This window comes from Streptomyces sp. NPDC001401, assembly GCF_042895385.1.
Classification (GTDB): domain Bacteria; phylum Actinomycetota; class Actinomycetes; order Streptomycetales; family Streptomycetaceae; genus Streptomyces.
This window is the reverse complement of sequence record NZ_JBIAWI010000001.1, coordinates 514,636-536,285: the sequence shown is the minus strand read 5'-3', so window position 1 is coordinate 536,285 and position 21,650 is coordinate 514,636. Positions and strand designations below refer to the sequence as shown.

Here is a 21,650-nt window from a genome sequence, read left to right as displayed (position 1 = left end):
GCCCCTTCGTAGATTTCGTGGAGGTCGCAGATTCTCATTGCTCATCGCACAAGTGAACGATCATGCTATGCGAGCGAGTTCAAGGGGTGCCAGCAGTGGCGTGTCGGCCACGACGGGCTGGACCGGACCGCGCAGGTGTCCCACCGGCCGCGGATGCCCCGTACGTATCCTGTGGGCTCGAACTGCTCTGCAGCGGAAGGAATCCGGGCGGTGCCACTGCACAAGGACGACCCGAAATCGGTCGGCGGGTACAAGCTGGTCGACCGGCTGGGCTCCGGAGGCATGGGCGTCGTCTACTGGGGCAGATCCCGCTCCGGGCGTGACGTCGCCGTCAAAGTGGTGCACGCCCAGTACGCGGAGGACAAGGTCTTCCGCGCCCGCTTCCGGCAGGAGATCGAGTCCGTCCGCAAGGTCAGCGGTGCCTTCACCGCGCCCGTGGTGGACGCCGACCCGGAGGCGATACGGCCCTGGATGGCGACCCAGTACGTCCCGGGCAGCTCCCTCGCCGAACGGATCCGCGACCACGGCGCCCTCAAGGGCACCGAACTGCGGCGGCTGGCCCTGGGGTTGGTGGAGGCGCTGCAGGACATCCACCGGGCCGGAGTGGTGCACCGGGACCTCAAGCCCGCCAACGTCCTGATGGCCGAGGACGGTCCCCGCGTCATCGACTTCGGCATATCCCGCGCCGCCGAGAACCATCAAACCCTCACCGAGACCGGCCAGATGATCGGCACCCCGCCCTTCATGTCACCGGAACAGTTCACCGACGCCCGCACGGTCGGACCCGCCTCGGACGTCTTCTCGCTCGCCGCGCTCCTGGTCTTCTCGGCCACCGGACGCGGCCCCTTCGACGCCGACAGCCCGTACCTGACCGCCTTCCGGGTCGTCCACGAGGCGCCCGGACTGGACGGCGTACCGGGGCCGTTGCGCGCGGTCCTGGAGCGCTGTCTGGTCAAGGACGCCGCCGACCGGCCCCAACTGGACGTACTGGCCAAGGAGTTCGCCGAGGCCCTGCCCGAGCCCGACCCCATGGACCCGGACACCACGACCCTCCGCCTGGCCGACCTGGGGAGCTTTGAGGAGACCTACGCCGGGACCGGCCACGCGGCCCCCGGAAAGGCCACTCGGTCCGGGCGCACGCGAGGCCGCAGGGTCCGCCCATGGCTGGCGGTGGCCTGCACGATGGGCGTACTGGCCCTGGGGACGGGGTGGTACATACGGTTCGGGCCGGGCTTCCCGGACGATGCCCCGGCGGCGAGTTCCGCCGCGCCCGCGGACTCCCGCTGGGCGGCCGTGCCCACCGGCTGGCAGCCCTGGCAGACGACGATGTTCAAGACGGCAGCGCGGGGCGAGGTCAACCCGCTGACGAAGGACGGGGCAGACGCGGGCGACGCCACCTGCCAGACGTACGAGAACGCGGTCTACTGCGCGGGCAACAACATCCTCCCGGTCCGCCTGGACGGCCGTACCGGTAAGACCGTGTGGCGCTCCGCCCTCGCGACCTCCGCCGAGGGCGCGGACTCGGCGCGGGACAACTTCGAACTCCTCGGGCTGCGGGACGACGCGATGCTCCTCCAGCACGACGTCTACGGGGCCGACGGAGGCACGAAGACCAGCATCGTCGCCCTCGACACCCAGAGCGGCGAGCAGCTGTGGGCCCGCCGGCGGAACAACGTGACCGTCGACCAGATCGTGTCCGGCGACCTCGTCCTGACCCCCGACACCAGCGGCCGACTGGTGACGGCCCGTTCCCCGCGCACCGGCACCGACCACTGGACCACGCAGCTTCCCTCCGGCGACTACTGCCAGTTCGCGACGGAAGGCTCCCGCCTGTACGCGCACTGCTTCCCGGACGACGAGAGCAAGGACGCCGTACTCCTGGAGCTGAACAAAACCAACGGAGCGGTGCTCCGGCGTCTGAACACCCCGAACGCGAGCGGCCTGCTCGGCACCGTCGGCGGCCGACTGGCCTTCGTGGTCGGCGGCGACAGCGGCCCGGTGCGCCCCGAGGAGCTGAAGTTCGGCGAGATCTGGCTGCTCGACCCGGACACCGGCGCCGTCACCACGACGAAGCTGGCAAAGACGTACGACGGCTCGGTGCGGCTGGCCGCCGACACCCTGTGGATCACCGGGGCCAACGGCCAGGTGACCGCCGTGTCCCCGCTGACCGGCAAACAGCTGTGGCAGACCCGGACCGGCGTCGAGGGCTCGGGACAGCCCACGTACGACCCCCGCACCCGCACCCTCTACCTGGCCAGCACCAGCGGCCGGGTCGCGGCGCTCGACACCCGCACGGGCAAGCTGCTGCGGGAAACCGGCGCACACGCCGACCAGCTCGCGAGCGGCGACGTGACCAAGTCGAAGGTGCTGCTGTACGGCGGCGCACTGGTCGTGAGCACGCCGGACGGCACGGTCTTCTCCCTCGACCCCGCGCACCCCGAGCGGAAGTCCGCATCGGGGTGACAGCGGGGCATACGGCTACGGCAGCGCCAGCATGCGCTCCAGCGCCAGCTTCGCGAACGCCTCGGTCTCCTTGTCGACCTCGATCCGGTTGACCAGGTTGCCCTCGGCCAGCGACTCCAGCGCCCAGACCAGGTGCGGCAGGTCGATGCGGTTCATGGTCGAGCAGAAGCAGACCGTCTTGTCGAGGAAGACGATCTCCTTGTCCTCGGGCGCGAAACGGTTGGCGAGCCGTCGTACGAGATTGAGCTCCGTGCCGATGGCCCACTTGGAACCGGCGGGCGCCGCCTCCAGGGCCTTGATGATGTACTCCGTCGAGCCGACGTAGTCGGCCGCGGCCACGACCTCGTGCTTGCACTCCGGGTGGACCAGCACATTCACGCCCGGAATGCGCTCGCGCACGTCGTTCACCGAGTCCAGCGAGAACCGGCCGTGCACCGAGCAGTGGCCGCGCCACAGGATCATCTTCGCGGCGCGCAGCTGGTCCGCGGTCAGCCCGCCGTTCGGCTTGTGCGGGTTGTAGACGACGCAGTCCTCGAGGGACATGCCCATGTCGCGGACGGCGGTGTTGCGGCCCAGGTGCTGGTCGGGCAGGAACAGCACCTTCTCGCCCTGCTCGAAGGCCCAGTCCAGGGCCTTCTTTGCATTGGACGAGGTGCAGATCGTGCCGCCGTGCTTGCCCGTGAACGCCTTGATGTCCGCGGAGGAGTTCATGTACGAGACGGGCACGACCTGCTCGGCTATGCCGGCCTCGGTCAGCACGTCCCAGCACTCGGCGACCTGCTCGGCCGTCGCCATGTCGGCCATCGAGCAGCCGGCGGCGAGGTCGGGCAGGACCACCTTCTGGTCGTCGGCCGTCAGGATGTCCGCCGACTCGGCCATGAAGTGCACACCACAGAACACGATGTACTCGGCCTCCGGACGCGCCGCCGCGTCCCGGGCCAGCTTGAAGGAGTCACCCGTGACGTCGGCGAACTGGATGACTTCGTCGCGCTGGTAGTGGTGGCCGAGCACGAAGACCTTGTCGCCGAGCTTCTCCTTGGCCGCGCGGGCACGTGCCACCAGGTCCGGATCGGACGGCGAGGGCAGGTCACCGGGACACTCGACCCCGCGCTCGCTCTTCGGGTCGGCCTCACGGCCGAGGAGCAGCAGGGCAAGAGGAGTCGGCTGTACGTCGAGCTCCGGGGTCTGGGCGGTGGTCACGACACGCACCCTTTCTGTTCTGCGGATATTCTCTGCGGGAGTGCTTTTCGTCGAACTGACGTTATCTATCATAACCCGGTTCACGTCAGTTTGACGATGGTCATAACGTCGATGTGACATGAATCCCGGTGCCACAACGGCGGGTGGCCGCCGGGCGACGCCTGAGCCGCTGTTCGCTGCGCCGCGCGTGTGCGAGCATGAAAGGACAGGCGAGAAGAACAGGCGAAAAGACAAGTTGCTCGGCCCGGAATGAATCCGCGGCCCCGGCGGTTGCAACCGTCGGCAAGCAGTCTCCGTACAACCCGGGAGAGATGTAGATGTCCGTATCGGACGAGACCAGCACCGTCACCGACGGCATCATCCTGTCCGACGCCGCCGCGGCGAAGGTCAAGGCCCTGCTCGACCAGGAAGGCCGTGACGACCTGGCCCTGCGTGTCGCCGTTCAGCCCGGCGGCTGCTCGGGCCTGCGCTACCAGCTCTTCTTCGACGAGCGCTCCCTCGACGGAGACGTGGTCAAGGACTTCGGCGGCGTCAAGGTCGTCACCGACCGTATGAGCGCCCCGTACCTGGGCGGCGCGTCCATCGACTTCGTCGACACCATCGAGAAGCAGGGCTTCACGATCGACAACCCGAACGCGACGGGCTCCTGCGCCTGCGGCGACTCCTTCAGCTAAGCCCTCTCGGCTTGCTGGACAACTGAACAGACCGAAGGCGGCGGCCCCCTCCGACAGGGCCGCCGCCTTCGCGCATCCGGCGGCCTACTGCACCCCGGCCGTCCTTCCCAGCATCCCCTGCCCCGGGTTCGGCAGCAGAATCTCCTTGCCGTCGGTGCCCACGACCTTCCGGTCGCCCAGCGGTTGGTCCAGTCGGACCGTCTTGTCGATCGCCTTGGCGATCATGATGCAGATCTTGCCCTTCCACGGCGTCTCGGTCACCTTCACGGTCACCTTGTCGGAGCTCTCGCTCGCCGTCGCCTCGTAGTCGGCGCACACACCGCCCGTGAAGCCCACGGTCAGCTCCTTGCCGTCGGCCGTGTAGAAGTCCACTTTGACGTCACGGGTGGCCGGCGCCGAGGTCGGCCCGTCGCTCGGCGCGCTCGCCGACGGGGTGGGCTCCCCGGAGGGCGAGTTCGAGGCCAGGTACTGCGGGTCGACGGCCGGATACGTCACCGTGAAGCCGTTCTGAGCGCCCGCGCCCTTCACCTGGAACAGCCAGGACGGCACCAGCGCCTGCCGTCCGTTCACCGCATGCACGGCCAGCCCGAAGACCGCGCCGTCGACGGTGACGGTCTGCTGCGCCGGCGACGCGCTCGCCCCGGACGTCGACTGCCCGCACGGCGCCTCCAGCCGGTCCTTCAGCGGTACGGGGCTGGCGCAGCCGCCGATGCCCATGCGGTGGTCGGTCGTGGGCGCCGAGTTCATCAGGTCCAGCGTCTTCTGCGCGCCCAGCACGGGATATGTGTCGCCCTTCACCGGCGCCTTCAACTGCCCGCTGCCACCGACCACTTCGCCCTGGGAGCCGACGGTCAGCCCGGTCGCCCAGCCGTACGTGGGCAACCCGCCGACCAGGGGATTCGCGTTCACGACCCGCTGGGCGCCCATGACCTGGCTCGCGTCCACCTTCGCGTCGTCCTGGCCGACCGCCTTCAGCACCGGCGCCGCGGCCTTCTTCGCGGCCGCCTCGCTCACCGTGGCGCCGGCCGGGTTCGCGGGATCCTTCGTACACGCGGTGACGCTCTGACAGGCGTCGGTGCCGGCCGCGTACCGGTGGAACGTCCACGTACCCGGCGCCTGCTTGTCCACCACGAGGCTCGGCCCGGATCCGTCCTTGCCCGGCCCGACCTGCCAGGCCTGCCCCTGCGCCACCGGCGTCCCCTCCAGCCCGAGGGCCTTGGCCAGCCGCGCCACCTCGTCCTTGGTGACCTCGCCGGCCGCCCGGTACACGGGCGCCGCGTCCGGCCCGTCGGGCAGGGCGCCGTCGGCCTTGTACTTCACGCCGTACGGGTTGGGCTCCCCGGGCGCGATCCCGTTCGTACCACCCTCGGAGTAACCGTCGAGCGCAAGCGGCGGGGGAGTGGTGCCGTCGCCGGAGGCCCCGGAGTCGGTACGGCCACCGGACCCGCCGGAGGCGGAAGCGGCGAGGTACGCCCCGCCGCCTCCCACCAGCAGCACGGCAGCGGCGACGGAGGCGATGAGCACGGGGGAGCGGCGGCGGGCGGGCCGGGGCTGCTCGGCGTCCGGATCGGGGGTGGCGTCGGGAACCTCGGGGTCGCCCCCGTCGGCCGCCGAGGCCTCGACGACCTCGGTCTCCTCGGCCACGGGGGTCAAGTCGACCACGGGGGTCTCCTCGACCTCAGTGGTCTCCTCGACCTCGGGGGCCTCCCCCTCCCCACCGGTGCTCTCCGCGCCCGCTTCCGTCCCAGGAGCGTCCGCATCGCTCTCCGTGGCGCCCGGAGCCTCGGCGCCCACGGCACCCTGCCCCTCGGCGGAACCGGCAGAACCGGCGGCGCCGGCGGCCCCGTCCTCGTACGGGGCGTCGTTGTCGGGTCGCTCGGTGTTCACCGCATCGCTCCTTCGGCTGCACAGCTGTCCTGTGACCCTGACCCGGCCCTGTCAAAACGGGCTGCTGGAGGGTCGTATCGCACATCCCCTTCACGGGGGACGGCGATGGGACGCAGCGGGGGAGCGCGCGGTTCCCTTCGAATGCGCGGACCCGGGCTACCGGGCCGTACGGGAGTGCAGAGCCGTACTCAGTCGCCGTAGTCCGACATCGAGTCCAGCAGACGGGCCGACTTCGGCGGCACGGTCACGCCGTGGATGAGTGACGGGGAGACCGGCTGGGAAGTGATGCGGTCGGGAGCGGCCCAGTGGGGGACCATCCGGGCGCAGTCGCCGCGCAGCGACGCAAGGTCGCCTTCCAGGTCGACCGGGACCGGGGCATGGACCTTCAGGTTCGTCATACCGGAACCGTATGCACGCGGAAGCCCACGAAGAAAGATCTACTATCAGGTAGTTTTGGCCACTTCAGAGCCCGGCTACGACCCGGTAGCGTGAACTGTCAACCCGCCCTCCCGTCTCCCACAGGAGAGTCCCCGCCGTGCGCATCGCAGTCACCGGCTCCATCGCCACCGACCACCTCATGACCTTCCCCGGCCGTTTCGCCGACCAGCTCGTCGCGGACCAGCTGCACACGGTCTCGCTCTCCTTCCTGGTCGACAACCTCGACGTACGCCGGGGCGGCGTCGGCGCGAACATCGCCTTCGGCATGGGTCAGCTCGGCACGACCCCGATCCTGGTCGGCGCCGCCGGCTTCGACTTCGACGAGTACCGCGCCTGGCTGGACCGGCACGGCGTCGACACCGACTCGGTCCGTATCTCCGAGACCCTGCACACCGCGCGCTTCGTGTGCACCACGGACGCCGACCACAACCAGATCGGCTCCTTCTACACGGGCGCGATGAGCGAGGCCCGCCAGATCGAGCTGAAGACCGTCGCGGACCGCGTCGGCGGCCTCGACCTGGTCCTGATCGGCGCCGACGACCCCGAGGCGATGCTCCGCCACACCGAGGAGTGCCGCTCCCGGCAGATCCCCTTCGCCGCCGACTTCTCCCAGCAGATCGCCCGGATGAACGGCGACGAGATCCGGATACTGCTGGAGGGCGCCACCTACCTCTTCTCGAACGAGTACGAGAAGGGACTCATCGAGTCCAAGACCGGCTGGTCCGACACCGAGATCCTCGCCAAGGTCGGCCACCGCGTCACCACCCTCGGCGCCCGCGGCGTCCGTATCGAGCGGGACGGCGAGGACCCGATCGAGGTCGGCTGTGCCGAGGAGGAGCGCAAGGCCGACCCCACGGGTGTCGGCGACGCCTTCCGCGCCGGCTTCCTCTCCGGCCTCGCCTGGGGCGTCAGCCTGGAGCGCGCCGCCCAGGTCGGCTGCATGCTCGCCACCCTGGTCATCGAGACGGTCGGCACCCAGGAGTACCAGCTGCGCCGCGCCCACTTCATGGACCGCTTCACCAAGGCGTACGGCGATGAGGCCGCCGCGGAGGTCCAGAAGCACCTGGCGTAACGCTCCGAGGGTTTACGACACCCGGCGGACCGTATAGGCCGAGCCCCGGTCCGCCGGCTCCTCACCCACGTACTCCTGTCCCCGCATCTCGCACCATGCCGGGATGTCCAGCCGAGCCGCCTCGTCGTCGGACAGGACCCGCACCGTGCCGCCCACCGGCACGTCCCCGATGACCTTGGCCAGCTCGATGACGGGGATCGGGCAGCGCTTGCCGAGGGCGTCGACGACCAGGACGTCCTGCTGCACGCTCGCCGCCGGAACCGGCGCCCCCAGCTTCTCCCGCACCCCTGCCACTGCCCCCGGCAGCACCGCCAGGAACCGCTCGACGTCCTCCTCCGCCGTCCCCGTCGGCAGCGAAACCCGCACATTCCCCTCACTCAGCACACCCATCGCCTTCAGCACATGGCTGGGCGTCAGCGTGCTGCTGGTGCAGGACGACCCGGAGGAAACGGAGAAACCCTCCCGGTCCAGCTCATGCAGCAATGTCTCCCCGTCGACATAGAGACAGGAGAAGGTGACGATCCCCGGCAGCCGCCGCTCCGGATCCCCGACCACCTCCACGTCCGGCACCGACCGGGCCACCCGCACCCGGATCCGCTCCGTCAGCTCCCGCAGTCGTACCGCCTCTTGCTCCGCCTCCGCCCGCACGGCTCGCAGCGAGGCCGCGGCCGCGACGATGGCGGGCAGGTTCTCGAACCCGGCCGCCCGCCCGGACTCCCGCTCGTCCGCAGGCCCTTGGGCAGCGAACCGCACCCCTTTCCGCACGACGAGCAGCCCGACCCCCGAGGGCCCGCCCCATTTGTGCGCACTGGCGGCCAACACGGACCAGTCCCCTTCGACCGACCCCCACCCCAACGACTGCGCCGCATCCACGAACAACGGCACCCCGGCCTCCCGGCACACCGTGGCCACCTCCGCCACCGGCTGCACGGTGCCGACCTCGTGGTTGGCGGACTGGAGGCATGCCAGAGCGGTGTCGGGGCGGAGGGCTGCGGCGTATGCCGCCGGTGTCACCCTGCCCTGCCGGTCCACCTCGATCTGCGTGACGCTCCCGCCGCCGGCCTCGTGCGCGTCAGCCGCATGGAGCACCGAAGAGTGTTCGATTGCCGACACGATCAGGTGACGTCCAATCCGGTGACGCCCGGCCAACGCCCCCGCGATTCCTGCATGCACGGCCCGGGTCCCGGACGAGGTGAAAACCAACTCGTCGGCCCGACACCCCACGGCCTCGGCAGCTGCCTCCCGCGCAGCATCCAGCAACATCCGAGCCCGCCGACCCTCCCGATACAGGCGTGCAGGGTCGGCCCACCCCTCATCCAACGAGGCCAACAGCGCCTGACGAGCGACGGGATGGAGAGGAGCAGCAGATGCAGCGTCAAAGTAGGACACACGGCAACGGTAAGACTTGGGGGAGTGCAGCAGACCTCAAGGGGCGCGGGGAACTGCGCGACCAGCCCCCACCTACCCGCAGCCGCCAATCCAGCGAACCCACGGAGTGACTAGGCACCCCTCCCCGCGACCCCCCGGAGGGCGTCGGCTAGGGTTTGGTCCGCATAAACATCCAAACCCCTGCCCGACGCAGGGCGGCGACCGACCAGCGAGAAGGCCGCAGCCAATACGCGCGGGCGAGACTCTCGGGAAGGCGCTACGTGAGTCCCAACGGCTCCGACCGCTCGCCGCGGCGCCCGATGCGGCGGAAGCTGCTGCAGGCAATGACTGCGGGCCTGGTCCTGGCGACAGCCACCGGTTGCTCGTACAACTGGGAAGACTTCCCCCGCCTTGGTATGCCCACCCCGACCACGGAAGAGGCTCCGCGGATCCTCTCGCTGTGGCAGGGGTCCTGGGCTGCCGCGCTGGCCACCGGCGTGCTGGTGTGGGGCCTGATCCTGTGGAGCGCGATGTTCCACCGGCGCAGTCGCACCAAGGTCGAGGTTCCCCCGCAGACCCGGTACAACATGCCGATCGAGGCGCTGTACACCGTGGTTCCGCTCGTCATCGTCTCGGTGCTGTTCTACTTCACGGCCCGCGACGAGTCGAAGCTGCTCAGTCTCACCGACAAGAAGCCCGACGTCACGGTGAACGTCGTCGGCTTCCAGTGGAGCTGGGGCTTCAACTACATCGCGCCCGTCGGCGGTTCCACCGGTAACGCGAAGACCGACAAGAACCTGGCCGCCATTCCGGACCGGTTCAAGAACGAGTTCCCGGCGAACGCCGGCGGTGTCTACGACGTCGGTACGCCGGCCACGAAGAACCCGCAGACCGGCAACCCGGGCCCGACCCTGTGGCTGCCCGAGGGCAAGACCGTCCGCTTCATCCTCACCTCGCGTGACGTCATCCACTCCTTCTGGGTGGTGCCGTTCCTGATGAAGATGGACGTCATCCCGGGCCACACCAATGCCTTCCAGGTGACCCCCAACAAGCAGGGCACCTTCCTCGGCAAGTGCGCCGAGCTCTGCGGCGTCGACCACTCCCGGATGCTGTTCAACGTGAAGGTCGTCTCCCCGGACCGCTACGAGAAGCACCTCCAGGACCTCGCCAAGAAGGGGCAGACCGGTTACGTTCCCGCCGGCATCGCGCAGACGAGCCACGAGAAGAACCGGGAGACGAACAACCTGTGAGCATCCTCAACGAACCCCAGGGTGCCGCGGCAGAGTCCCACTACGCGGACGAGCTGCCGGTCCGGCGCAAGCAGCCCGGCAACGTCGTGATCAAGTGGCTGACGACCACTGACCACAAGACGATCGGAACGCTGTACCTCGTCACGTCGTTCGCGTTCTTCCTGATCGGCGGCGTGATGGCGCTGCTGATGCGCGCCGAACTCGCCCGGCCTGGTCTGCAGATCATGTCGAACGAGCAGTTCAACCAGGCGTTCACGATGCACGGCACGATCATGCTGCTGATGTTCGCGACGCCGCTGTTCGCCGGTTTCACGAACTGGATCGTGCCGTTGCAGATCGGCGCGCCCGACGTGGCGTTCCCGCGGCTGAACATGTTCGCCTACTGGCTGTACCTGTTCGGCTCGCTGATCGCGGTGGGCGGCTTCCTCACCCCGTCGGGCGCGGCCGACTTCGGCTGGTTCGCGTACTCCCCGCTGTCCAGCGCGGTCAACTCGCCGGGCATCGGCGGCGACCTGTGGATCATGGGTCTGGCCTTCTCCGGCTTCGGCACGATCCTCGGCTCGGTCAACTTCATCACCACCATCATCTGCATGCGCGCACCCGGCATGACCATGTTCCGCATGCCGATCTTCGTGTGGAACGTGCTGCTGACCGCGGTGCTGGTCCTGCTCGCCTTCCCGGTCCTCGCGGCTGCGCTGTTCGCCCTGGAGGCGGACCGTAAATTCGGTGCGCACGTCTTCGACGCGGCCAATGGCGGCGCCCTGCTGTGGCAACACCTCTTCTGGTTCTTCGGCCATCCAGAGGTGTACATCATCGCGCTGCCGTTCTTCGGCATCATCTCCGAGGTCATCCCGGTCTTCTCCCGCAAGCCGATGTTCGGCTACATGGGCCTGATCGGTGCGACGATCGCCATCGCGGGTCTGTCCGTGACGGTGTGGGCCCACCACATGTACGTCACCGGCGGTGTACTGCTCCCGTTCTTCTCCTTCATGACGTTCCTCATCGCCGTACCGACCGGCGTGAAGTTCTTCAACTGGATCGGAACGATGTGGAAGGGGTCCCTGTCCTTCGAGACCCCGATGCTCTGGGCGACCGGCTTCCTGGTCACCTTCACCTTCGGCGGTCTGACCGGCGTCATCCTGGCCTCGCCGCCGATGGACTTCCACGTCTCCGACTCGTACTTCGTGGTGGCGCACTTCCACTACGTCGTCTTCGGCACCGTCGTCTTCGCGATGTTCTCCGGCTTCCACTTCTGGTGGCCGAAGATGACCGGCAAGATGCTCGACGAGCGCCTCGGCAAGATCACCTTCTGGACGCTGTTCATCGGCTTCCACGGCACCTTCCTGGTCCAGCACTGGCTGGGTGCCGAGGGCATGCCGCGTCGTTACGCGGACTACCTCGCGGCCGACGGCTTCACCGCCCTGAACACGATCTCGACGATCAGCTCGTTCCTGCTCGGCATGTCGATCCTGCCGTTCCTCTACAACGTGTGGAAGACGGCCAAGTACGGCAAGAAGGTCGAGGTCGACGACCCGTGGGGCTACGGCCGCTCGCTCGAGTGGGCGACGTCCTGCCCGCCGCCGCGGCACAACTTCCTCACCCTGCCGCGGATCCGCAGCGAATCCCCGGCGTTCGACCTGCACCACCCTGAGATCGCCGCTCTCGACCAGCTCGAGAACGCGCCTCACGGTGAGAAGGCTCTGGCTGGTGGCAAGGAGGCCGGCAAGTGAAGGTTCAGGGCAAGATGTTCATGTGGCTGAGCGTCTTCGTCCTCGCCATGGCGGTTGTCTATGGCGTGTGGTCGAAGGAGCCGGCCGGTACCACGGCGCTTTTCCTGGCCTTCGGTCTGTGCATCATGGTCGGCTTCTACCTTGGCTTCACGGCCAAGCGGGTCGACGCGGGTGCCATGGACAACAAGGAGGCGGACGTCGCGGACGACGCCGGCGAGGTCGGGTTCTTCAGCCCGCACAGCTGGCAGCCGCTCGCCCTCGGGCTCGGTGGCGCACTCGCCTTCCTGTCGATCGCGATCGGCTGGTGGCTGCTGTACTTCTCGGCGCCGATCATCATGATCGGCCTGTACGGCTGGGTCTTCGAGTACTACCGCGGTGAGAACCGCACCCAGTAGCACGCGCAGAGCGCATCCGGGGCCCGGACACTCCGTCAGGAGCGTCCGGGCTCCTGCGTTTGCCGCAATACCGTTCCTTCGTACGTGTTACCCGGCGCGCCGTCCTTGACGAACGTCCATAGCGTCAGACTCATGAACCACTCTCCGCGCACCCGCACCGTCGTCAGCTGCACCCTGCTGGTGATCGCCCTCGGCGCGGGCGGCACCGCTTGCAGCGGCGGCGGCAACCCGCTGGCCGACAAGCCGTACGACGCGACGGACCAGCTCTCCTTCAACGGCGTCACGGGCGACGGGAAGAAAGCCGACCCGGACAAGCCCCTCGAGGTCACCGCCGAGGACGACAACCGCATCACGGACGTCACGGCCACGGACGCCGCAGGCCGCTATGTGACGGGCGAACTCTCCGCCGACGGCACCCGCTGGCACAGCACCTCCCCGCTCGCCGCCAACGCGCACTACACGGTGCGGGTGAGCACGGAGGACGGGGACGGGGCGCCGGGCCGCAAGGTCCTCACCTTCGACACCAGCAACCCCACCACCAAGAAGCGCCTGGGCGTGAAGTTCGGGCCCGACTCCGGCGATTACGGCGTCGGCCAGCCCGTCACCGCAGTACTGGACCAGCCCGTCAAGGACGAGGCGCAGCGCGCCATCGTCGAACGGGCGCTGCGGGTGGACTCCGTGCCCGCGGTCCAGGGCGCCTGGCACTGGGTGGACGACAAGGAACTCCACTACCGCCCCAAGGACTACTGGCCGGCCCACGCCGCCGTCCAGGTGCACAGCAACCTGGACGGCATCAAGGTCGGCGACCGCCTGTGGGGCACGAAGAGCAAGCCGCTGAGGCTCACCATCGGCGACAGCATCGTCGCCGTCACCGACGCGTCAGCGCACTCCATGACGGTGTACAAGAACGGCGAGGACATCAAGGATCTCCCCGTCACCACCGGCAAGCCCGGCTTCGAGACCCGCAACGGCGTCAAGGTCGTCCTGGGCAAGCAGTCCTTCGTACGCATGCGCAGTGCCACCGTGGGCATCGCCGAAGGCAGCTCCGACTCCTACGACCTGCCCGTCTACTACGCCACCCGCCTCACCTGGAGCGGCGAGTACGTGCACGCCGCCCCCTGGTCCGTGGGCTCCCAGGGTTACGCCAACGTCAGCCACGGCTGCACCGGCATGAGCACCGGCAACGCCGAGTGGTTCTTCAACACCGTCCACGAGGGCGACGTGGTGAAGGTCATCAACTCCAACGGCGACACCATGGAGCCCTTCGGCAACGGCTTCGGCGACTGGAACCTCACCTGGAAGAACTGGCGCACAGGCAGCGCCCTGGTGGGCGGAACCCCTGATGGACCCAGCCCTGACGATGCGGCGCGACTCAGGCCGACAGCGGTGTGACCCCCCTAGGGGCGCGGGGAACTGCGCGACAAGCCACAACGGACCCGCAGTCGCCAGATTCCCAGACCCCCGAGCTCTCAGGCGCTCTGCTGAAGCGCCTTCTGCCGCAACAGCGAGGCCAGGGCGGCAGCGAACTCCACAGGCTCCACAGGCAACGTCACAGCCGCATCAGCCCGGCTCCACGTGGCCAGCCACGCATCCTGGGGCCGGCCAATAAGCAGAAGCACCGGCGGGCAGTTGAACACCTCGTCCTTGATCTGCCGGCACAGCCCCATGCCACCCATGGGCACGGCCTCGCCGTCCAGGACGCAGACGTCGATCCCGCCCCGGTCCAGCTCCTTGATGACGGCGGCCGGCGTCGCACACTCCAGGAACTCGACGACCGGAACGTCGGGAGCGGGCCTGCGCCCGGTCGCGAGCCGCACCTGTTCGCGGGTGTTGGAGTCGTCGCTGTAGACCAGCACCGTGGCGGTCGGCTGCATTGTTCCTCCGAGACGTCAGCGTCGTACGGAAAGGCCCGTTGCGGCGGATGTTACTCCGTTCAACACCACGTCAACACCGGTATGGACGGCAGCAACACTCCGAACGGCACCCCCCGGAGTGAGGGCGGGATAAGCGACCGACATAATGTCGGTCGTGGCGACAGCAACGACAGTAGAAACCGGGCACGCGCACCCGTCGGTCAACCGGCCGAACCTCACCAGCGTCGGAACCATCATCTGGCTGAGTTCCGAGCTGATGTTCTTCGCGGCCCTCTTCGCGATGTACTTCACCCTGCGATCGGTGACCGGTCCGGATCACTGGAAGGAGATGGCCGACCATCTCAACCTTCCGTTCTCCGCGACCAACACCACGATCCTGGTGCTCTCCTCCCTCACCTGCCAGCTCGGCGTGTTCGCCGCCGAGCGCGGGGATGTGAAGAAGCTCCGGGGCTGGTTCATCATCACGTTCGTGATGGGTGCGATCTTCATCGGCGGTCAGATCTTCGAGTACACGGAGCTGGTGACGAAGGACGGGCTCTCGCTCTCCTCCGACCCGTACGGCTCGGTGTTCTACCTGACCACCGGGTTCCACGGCATGCACGTGACGGGCGGCCTCATCGCCTTCCTGTTCGTTCTCGGCCGCACCTACGCGGCCAAGAGGTTCACCCACGAGCAGGCGACCGCGGCCATCGTCGTGTCCTACTACTGGCACTTCGTCGATGTCGTGTGGATCGGCCTCTTCGCCACGATCTACCTGATCAAGTAGCCGGGCCCGTTCCCGCGTGCGCCCCGCAGGCGCACATCCCAAGCATCGACGCAGAAGATCCTGACACCGGGGTAATCCGTGAAAAAGCTCTCCGCACGACGACGCCATCCCATGGCGGCGCTCGTCGTCCTACTCCTCGCGCTGGCATGCACCGGGGGGCTGTACGCCGCGTTCGCGCCCGCGAGCAAGGCGCAGGCCGCTGACACCGCCCAGTCTCTCGCCATCGACGAGGGCAAGAAGCTCTACTCCGTGGGCTGCGCCAGTTGCCACGGCACCGGCGGTCAGGGCACCTCCGACGGTCCGAGCCTCGTGGGCGTGGGCGCCTCGGCCGTCGACTTCCAGGTCGGCACCGGCCGTATGCCGGCCCAGCAGCCGGGCGCGCAGGTCCCGAAGAAGAAGGTCATCTACACGCAGGCCGAGATCGACCAGCTCGCCGCGTACATCGCCTCCCTGGGCGCCGGCCCGTCCATCCCGACGAAGGCGCAGTACGGCCCGGACGGTGCCGACATCGCCAAGGGTGGCGAGCTGTTCCGCACCAACTGCGCCCAGTGCCACAATTTCACCGGCAAGGGCGGTGCGCTGACGCACGGCAAGTACGCGCCGAGCCTCGAGGGCGTCGACCCGAAGCACATCTACGAGGCCATGCAGACCGGCCCGCAGAACATGCCGTCGTTCCCCGACACCACGATGTCGGAGCAGAACAAGAAGGACATCATCGCGTACCTGAACGCGGTCAACGGCGACGAGACCGTGAGCAACGGTGGCCTTGAGCTGGGCGGTCTCGGCCCGGTCTCCGAGGGCCTGTTCGCCTGGATCTTCGGACTCGGCGCGCTGATCGCGGTTGCCGTCTGGGTCGCCGCTCGGACCGCAAAGGCCAAGAAGTCATGAGTAGCCAAGACATTCCAGAAGAGAACCTGCCCGCTGAGCAGGACGCGCACGGCGCCGTAAGCGTCGCGGACGAGAAGAACCCGTTCGCCGACCCCGGTCTGCCGCCCCACGAGCACCGGGTGCAGGACATCGACGAGCGGGCCGCCAAGCGGTCCGAGCGTGTGGTGGCCATGCTGTTCACGGTCTCGATGCTGGCCACGGTCGGCTTCATCGCCTCGTACGTGGCGATCCCGCACGACAAGTCGATCTACGTGTTCCCGATCGGCCACATCAACGCGCTGAACTTCGCGCTGGGCCTGACCCTCGGTCTTGCCCTCTTCGCGATCGGCGCGGGCGCGGTCCACTGGGCCCGCACCCTGATGTCCGACGTGGAGATCGCCGACGAGCGGCACCCGATCGAGGCGTCCCCCGAGGTCAAGGCCAAGGTCATGGCCGACTTCAAGGAGGGCGCCAAGGAGTCCGCGCTCGGCCGCCGCAAGCTCATCCGCAACACGATGTTCGGTGCGCTGGCCCTGTTCCCGCTCTCCGGCGTCATGCTGCTGCGCGACCTCGGACCGCTGCCGGGGACCAAGCTCCGCCACACGCTGTGGTCCAAGGGCAAGCTGCTCGTCAACATGAACACGAACGAGCCGCTGCGCGCCTCGGACGTCGCGGTCGGCTCGCTCACCTTCGCCAAGCCCGAGGGCCTGGAGGAGCACGACGAGGACTTCCAGACCGAGATCGCCAAGGCGGCCCTGATGATCGTCCGGATCCAGCCGGACAACATCAAGGACAAGCGCGAGCTCGAGTGGTCGCACGAGGGCATCGTCGCGTACTCGAAGATCTGCACCCACGTCGGTTGCCCGATCTCCCTGTACGAGCAGCAGACGCACCACGTGCTGTGCCCCTGCCACCAGTCCACCTTCGACCTCTCCGACGGTGCCCGGGTGATCTTCGGCCCCGCCGGTCACGCCCTGCCGCAGCTGCGCATCGGCGTGAACGACCAGGGCTATCTCGAGGCGCTCGGCGACTTCGAAGAGCCCGTCGGTCCTGCATTCTGGGAGCGCGGATGAGCACCAACGAGAGCACCGAGAGCAACGCCGCCCGGCGCGGCAAAGCGCCGGCCGGCGAGCGCGTCGCCGACTGGGCCGACGGCCGGCTGGGGATCTACTCCCTGGCCAAGACCAACATGCGCAAGATCTTCCCCGACCACTGGTCGTTCATGTTGGGCGAAGTGTGCATGTACAGCTTCATCATCCTCATCCTCACGGGCGTGTATCTGACGCTGTTCTTCCACCCGTCGATGAACGAGGTGGAGTACCACGGCAGCTACATCCCGCTGCAGGGTCAGATGATGTCCGAGGCGTTCAACTCGACCCTGCACATCTCCTTCGATGTGCGCGGTGGTCTGCTGATCCGGCAGATCCACCACTGGGCCGCGCTGATCTTCCTCGCGGGCATGTTCGTGCACATGATGCGTGTGTTCTTCACCGGCGCGTTCCGCAAGCCGCGTGAGGTCAACTGGCTGTTCGGCTTCCTGCTGCTCGTCCTGGGCATGTTCACCGGCTTCACCGGTTACTCGCTCCCGGACGACCTGCTCTCCGGCACCGGTGTCCGCTTCATGGAGGGCGCGGTCCTGTCCGTGCCGGTCGTGGGCACGTACCTGTCGATGTTCCTCTTCGGCGGCGAGTTCCCGGGCGGCGACTTCGTGGCCCGGTTCTACTCGGTCCACATCCTGCTGCTGCCGGGCATCATGCTGGGCCTGATGGTGGGCCACCTGATCCTGGTCTTCTACCACAAGCACACGCAGTTCGCGGGTCCCGGAAAGACGAACAACAACGTCGTCGGCATGCCCCTGCTGCCCGTGTACATGGCGAAGGCCGGCGGCTTCTTCTTCCTGGTCTTCGGCGTCATCACGGCCATCGCGGCGATCGCCTCGATCAACCCGATCTGGGCCATGGGCCCCTACCGTCCGGACCAGGTGTCCACCGGCGCCCAGCCCGACTGGTACATGGGCTTCTCCGAGGGCCTGATCCGTACGATGCCGGGCTGGGAGATCAATCTCTGGGGCCACACGCTCGTCCTGGGCGTGTTCATCCCGCTGGTGATCTTCCCGCTGGTCCTGGTCGCGATCGCGGTCTACCCGTTCATCGAGTCCTGGGTCACCGGCGACAAGCGCGAGCACCACATCCTGGACCGTCCGCGCAACGCCCCGACGCGTACCGCGTTCGGTGCCGCGTGGATCTCCTGGTACTTCGTGCTGATGGTCGGTGGCGGCAACGACCTGTGGGCCACGCACTTCCACCTGTCGATCAACGCGATCACCTGGTTCGTGCGCGTCGGCTTCTTCGTCGTGCCGGTCCTCACGTTCATCGCCACCAAGCGGATCTGCCTCGGCCTCCAGCGCCGGGACAAGGACAAGGTGCTGCACGGCCGCGAGTCGGGCATCATCAAGCGCCTGCCGCACGGTGAGTTCATCGAGGTCCACGAGCCGCTCAGCCAGGACGCGCTGCACACGCTCACGGCGCACGAGCAGTACAAGCCGGCCGAGATCGGCCCGACGGTCGACGAGAACGGCGTCGAGCGCAAGGTCAAGGGCTCCGAGCGGCTGCGCGCCAAGCTCAGCGAGGCGTACTTCGGCGAGGAGGCCCAGATTCCGAAGCCGACCGTCGAGGAGTACAAGGAGATCACGAGCGGCCACGGCCACCACTGATCGCTGCGGCTCGCCACAGCCACGGTAGAAGGGCCCCGTCCGGTGTTCGGACGGGGCCCTTCGCCTTGCCTTCGGGCTGGATAGGGTGGGTGTCGGAACTCTTCGACGAGTTCACATGCTTCTTCACACTCTTCTACGACACCCAGGAGCGGCCTTATGAGCGCTGTGACCCCCGCTGGAGGCGACACCGCGGCGGGCCGTTCCTGGCCCGAGGTACTGAACGCGCTGCTGTCCGGCCGCGACCAGAGCGCCGACGCGACGGCCTGGGCGATGGACCGGATCATGCGCGGCGAGGCGACGGACGCCCAGATCGCGGGCTTCGTGGTCGCCCTGCGGGCCAAGGGCGAGACCGTCGAGGAGATCACCGGCGTGGTCCGCGCGATGTACGAGCACGCCAATGTGATCGAGGTGTCGGGCCGCACCGTCGACATCGTCGGCACGGGCGGCGACGGCGCGAAGACGGTGAACATCTCCACGATGTCGGCGATCGTGGTGGCCGGAACCGGCGCCAAGGTCGTCAAGCACGGCAACCGCGCGGCCTCGTCGGCGTCGGGCGCCTCGGACGTCCTGGAGAAGCTCGGCGTCAACCTCGACCTCACGCCGAAGCGGGTGGCCGAGGTCGCGGAGGAGGCGGGCATCACCTTCTGCTTCGCGGTCAAGTTCCACCCGGCGCTGCGCCATGTCGCCGCCGCTCGCGGCCAGTTGGGCATCCGGACGGTCTTCAACGCCCTCGGCCCGCTGACCAACCCGGCGAAGGTGAAGGCACAGGCAGTCGGTGTAGCCGACCCGCGCATCGCGCCGATGATCGCGGGCGTCCTGGCCGAACGAGGCAACTCCTCCCTCGTCTTCCGCGGCGACGACGGCCTGGACGAGCTGACGACGACGGCCACCTCCCACGTCTGGATCGTGCGCGACGGCAAGGTCACCGAGGAGTCGTTCGACCCCCGCGACGTCGGCCTCGAGCTGGTCCCGGTGGAGGCCCTGCGCGGTGCCGACCCGTCGTACAACGCGGAGGTCGCCCGCCGCCTCCTCGACGGCGAGACCGGCCCCGTACGTGACGCCGTACTGCTGAACTCGGCGGCTGCGCTCGTGGCTCTCGACCCGGGCCCCGGGACGCTGGCCGAGCAGATCCGGGCCGGCATGGACAAGGCGGCGGAGTCGATCGACTCCGGCGCGGCCAAGCGGGCGCTGGAGCGCTGGGTGGCGGCCAGCAACGCGTAGCAGAGGACCGCGGTCCCGTAGTTCGGACACGAGTTGCGGGACCGCGATCACTTCACGTACGTTCCTTTCCAGGTCATGAGTGACAGTCATGAGGCCCCGGCCGACTGTCCGGCAACCCTCCGTCCGTGGCGGGGTGCCCCGGGTGAAGACCAGGCCGTAGGCAGCGAGGTCTACGGCAAGCGCGGGCCCCTCGAAAGACACCAGGGGTCCTGGTCATCGAGGGAGCCTTCTGTGAGCAAGCGAATGCGATAGGGCGCCGAGCCCCGCCTCCGCATACCCCCTTCACCTTCTCCCGTGCCGTCGACGCACCGTCCGGTACGGCGATTCCGCTTACCCCTCACAGGAGTTCGCCATGTCTGTCTCCACCGCTGCCGTCGCCACCGCCATTTGTGCCCCGCTGCCCGTTCTGGGCCGGGATGTCACCGTCCCGCTCGTCACGGGCGGCGAAGTCACCTACGCCGCGCTCGACTACGCGGCCAGCGCCCCCGCCCTGCAGCGCGTCTGGGACGACGTGGCGGCCTACGCCCCGTACTACGGCAGCGTCCACCGCGGCGCCGGCTACCTCTCGCAGCTCTCCACCGACCTGTTCGAGAACGCCCGCAAGACGGTCGCCGAGTTCCTGGACTGCCGCACCGACGACCAGCTGATCTTCACCCGCTCGACGACGGACTCCCTAAACCTCCTCGCGCAGGCCCTCCCTGCCGACTGCCAGGTCTTCGTCTTCGAGACCGAGCACCACGCGAGCCTGCTGCCCTGGAAGGACGCCCGGGTCACCTACCTCAACGCCCCGCGCACCCCGGCGCAGGCGGTGGAGACCCTGGAGAAGGCCCTCGCCGACCGCGACCCGTACGGCCCGGCCCTGGTCTGTGTCACCGGCGCCTCGAACGTCACCGGCGAGCTGTGGCCGGTCCGCGAGCTGGCCGCCGCGGCCCACGCGCACGGCGCCCGCATCGTCCTGGACGCCGCCCAGCTCGCCCCGCACCACCCGGTCTCCGTGCAGGACCTCGACGTCGACTGGGTCGCCTTCTCCGGCCACAAGCTGTACGCCCCGTTCGGCTCCGGCGTGCTGGCCGGCCGTGCCGACTGGCTGCAGGCCGCCGACCCCTACCTCGCGGGCGGCGGCGCCAGCCGCAAGGTCACGCGGCGCGAGGACGGGGGAGTGGACGTGGAGTGGCACGAGAGCGCGGCCCGCCACGAGGCCGGCTCCCCGAACGTGATCGGCGCCTACTCCATCGCGTCGGCCTGCAAGGCGCTCACCGAGGCCGGCTTCGACACCCTCGTCGCCCGCGAGCAGCACCTGATCGACACCGTCCGGGCGGGCCTCGCCGAGGTGCCCGAGGTGCGGGTCCTCTCGCTCTTCGGCGACGACGCCCCCCGGGTCGGCGTGATCTCCTTCGTCGTCGAGGGCTGGAACAGCTCCCACTTCGCCGCGGCCCTCTCCGCCGAGTACGGCATCGGCGTCCGCGACGGCCTCTTCTGCGCCCACCCCCTCGTCCGCACCCTCCTGGGCAGCGACCCGCAGACCCAGGGCGAGTGCGGCGCCCCCGAGGCCGCCCCCGGCGAGAAGTCCCTCAACGCGATCCGCGTCAGCTTCGGAGCAGGGACGCCGGACGAGCACGTCGAGCGCTTCGTCAACGCGGTGAAGGAGCTCGTGCGCAGCGGCGCGAAGTGGCAGTACCGCACGGAGGACGGCCGCTGCGTCCCCGCGGTCTGAGTAGCTGCCCCTTCTTCA

Annotated in this window: 18 protein-coding genes and 1 riboswitch; of the genes, 13 read left to right on the top strand and 5 right to left on the bottom strand. The window is 68.6% G+C overall.

The genetic code is table 11. The features are described from left to right. Positions 1-210 precede the first annotated feature (210 nt). Positions 211-2,463, top strand: coding sequence for a protein kinase (locus ACFY10_RS02495; protein WP_390663167.1), 2,253 nt, complete (start codon positions 211-213; stop codon positions 2,461-2,463). 15 nt (positions 2,464-2,478) lie between these two features. Here ACFY10_RS02495 and nadA read toward each other — a convergent pair whose 3' ends face one another. Beyond that, positions 2,479-3,663 (bottom strand): quinolinate synthase NadA, encoded by a 1,185-nt coding sequence (gene nadA / locus ACFY10_RS02490; protein ID WP_390663166.1) that lies wholly within the window; start codon positions 3,661-3,663, stop codon positions 2,479-2,481. Between the two features lie 317 nt (positions 3,664-3,980). Between nadA and ACFY10_RS02485 the strand changes: the two genes are divergently transcribed. Continuing rightward, positions 3,981-4,337 (top strand): iron-sulfur cluster assembly accessory protein, encoded by a 357-nt coding sequence (locus tag ACFY10_RS02485; RefSeq protein WP_030582488.1) that lies wholly within the window; start codon positions 3,981-3,983, stop codon positions 4,335-4,337. An 84-nt stretch (positions 4,338-4,421) separates the two neighbouring features. Here the strand turns inward: ACFY10_RS02485 and ACFY10_RS02480 are convergent, their stop codons facing one another. Together ACFY10_RS02480 and ACFY10_RS02475 are read right to left on the bottom strand one after the other, a co-directional pair. Beyond that, positions 4,422-6,224 (bottom strand): hypothetical protein, encoded by a 1,803-nt coding sequence (locus tag ACFY10_RS02480; protein ID WP_390663165.1) that lies wholly within the window; start codon positions 6,222-6,224, stop codon positions 4,422-4,424. 188 nt (positions 6,225-6,412) lie between these two features. Then, positions 6,413-6,622: a hypothetical protein gene (locus tag ACFY10_RS02475; RefSeq protein WP_390663164.1), complete on the bottom strand. Its 210-nt coding sequence runs from the start codon at positions 6,620-6,622 to the stop codon at positions 6,413-6,415. A gap of 137 nt (positions 6,623-6,759) precedes the next feature. Between ACFY10_RS02475 and ACFY10_RS02470 the strand changes: the two genes are divergently transcribed. Continuing rightward, entirely contained in the window at positions 6,760-7,734 is a 975-nt protein-coding gene (locus ACFY10_RS02470; RefSeq protein ID WP_390663163.1) for a carbohydrate kinase family protein, read from the top strand. Positions 7,735-7,746: 12 nt separating this feature from the next. Here the strand turns inward: ACFY10_RS02470 and ACFY10_RS02465 are convergent, their stop codons facing one another. Further along, positions 7,747-9,123, bottom strand: a complete 1,377-nt coding sequence (locus tag ACFY10_RS02465) for a cysteine desulfurase/sulfurtransferase TusA family protein (RefSeq protein WP_390663162.1) — start codon at positions 9,121-9,123, stop codon at positions 7,747-7,749. A gap of 260 nt (positions 9,124-9,383) precedes the next feature. On the opposite strand from ACFY10_RS02465, the gene coxB reads away from it, so the two are divergent. The 4 genes from coxB to ACFY10_RS02445 all read left to right on the top strand — a co-directional run bounded on the left by coxB (position 9,384) and on the right by ACFY10_RS02445 (position 13,869). Beyond that, positions 9,384-10,352 carry a cytochrome c oxidase subunit II gene (gene coxB, locus ACFY10_RS02460; RefSeq protein ID WP_390663161.1) on the top strand — a complete coding sequence of 323 codons (969 nt, stop codon included), beginning with the start codon at positions 9,384-9,386 and terminating at the stop codon, positions 10,350-10,352. Then, positions 10,349-12,082 (top strand): cytochrome c oxidase subunit I, encoded by a 1,734-nt coding sequence (gene ctaD, locus ACFY10_RS02455; protein ID WP_390663160.1) that lies wholly within the window; start codon positions 10,349-10,351, stop codon positions 12,080-12,082. The genes coxB and ctaD overlap by 4 nt, the downstream gene beginning before the upstream one ends. Then, positions 12,079-12,477 carry a cytochrome c oxidase subunit 4 gene (locus ACFY10_RS02450; RefSeq protein WP_390663159.1) on the top strand — a complete coding sequence of 133 codons (399 nt, stop codon included), beginning with the start codon at positions 12,079-12,081 and terminating at the stop codon, positions 12,475-12,477. Before ctaD ends, ACFY10_RS02450 begins: the two co-directional genes overlap by 4 nt. Positions 12,478-12,609: 132 nt before the next feature. Next, on the top strand, positions 12,610-13,869 hold the full coding sequence (locus ACFY10_RS02445) for an Ig-like domain-containing protein (RefSeq protein ID WP_390663157.1): 1,260 nt from the start codon (positions 12,610-12,612) through the stop codon (positions 13,867-13,869). 77 nt (positions 13,870-13,946) lie between these two features. Here ACFY10_RS02445 and ACFY10_RS02440 read toward each other — a convergent pair whose 3' ends face one another. Further along, positions 13,947-14,351: a hypothetical protein gene (locus ACFY10_RS02440; protein ID WP_390663156.1), complete on the bottom strand. Its 405-nt coding sequence runs from the start codon at positions 14,349-14,351 to the stop codon at positions 13,947-13,949. Between the two features lie 145 nt (positions 14,352-14,496). Between ACFY10_RS02440 and ACFY10_RS02435 the strand changes: the two genes are divergently transcribed. From ACFY10_RS02435 to ACFY10_RS02410, 6 genes are all read left to right on the top strand, one after another. Then, positions 14,497-15,117 (top strand): heme-copper oxidase subunit III, encoded by a 621-nt coding sequence (locus tag ACFY10_RS02435; protein WP_390663155.1) that lies wholly within the window; start codon positions 14,497-14,499, stop codon positions 15,115-15,117. Between the two features lie 78 nt (positions 15,118-15,195). After that, a complete protein-coding gene (locus tag ACFY10_RS02430) occupies positions 15,196-16,005 on the top strand; it encodes a c-type cytochrome (protein ID WP_390663154.1) in 810 nt (269 codons plus the stop codon). Further along, positions 16,002-17,057 (top strand): Rieske 2Fe-2S domain-containing protein, encoded by a 1,056-nt coding sequence (locus ACFY10_RS02425; protein ID WP_390663153.1) that lies wholly within the window; start codon positions 16,002-16,004, stop codon positions 17,055-17,057. The genes ACFY10_RS02430 and ACFY10_RS02425 overlap by 4 nt, the downstream gene beginning before the upstream one ends. Continuing rightward, the gene (locus ACFY10_RS02420; protein ID WP_390663152.1) at positions 17,054-18,697 is read left to right on the top strand and encodes a cytochrome bc complex cytochrome b subunit; all 1,644 of its coding nucleotides are present in this window, start codon (positions 17,054-17,056) and stop codon (positions 18,695-18,697) included. The genes ACFY10_RS02425 and ACFY10_RS02420 overlap by 4 nt, the downstream gene beginning before the upstream one ends. 156 nt (positions 18,698-18,853) lie before the next feature. Then, the gene (trpD, locus tag ACFY10_RS02415; protein ID WP_390663151.1) at positions 18,854-19,918 is read left to right on the top strand and encodes an anthranilate phosphoribosyltransferase; all 1,065 of its coding nucleotides are present in this window, start codon (positions 18,854-18,856) and stop codon (positions 19,916-19,918) included. Between the two features lie 71 nt (positions 19,919-19,989). Then, positions 19,990-20,106, top strand: a riboswitch (SAM riboswitch). 164 nt (positions 20,107-20,270) lie between these two features. After that, positions 20,271-21,632: an aminotransferase class V-fold PLP-dependent enzyme gene (locus ACFY10_RS02410; protein WP_390663150.1), complete on the top strand. Its 1,362-nt coding sequence runs from the start codon at positions 20,271-20,273 to the stop codon at positions 21,630-21,632. The last annotated feature ends 18 nt before the right edge of the window (positions 21,633-21,650 follow it).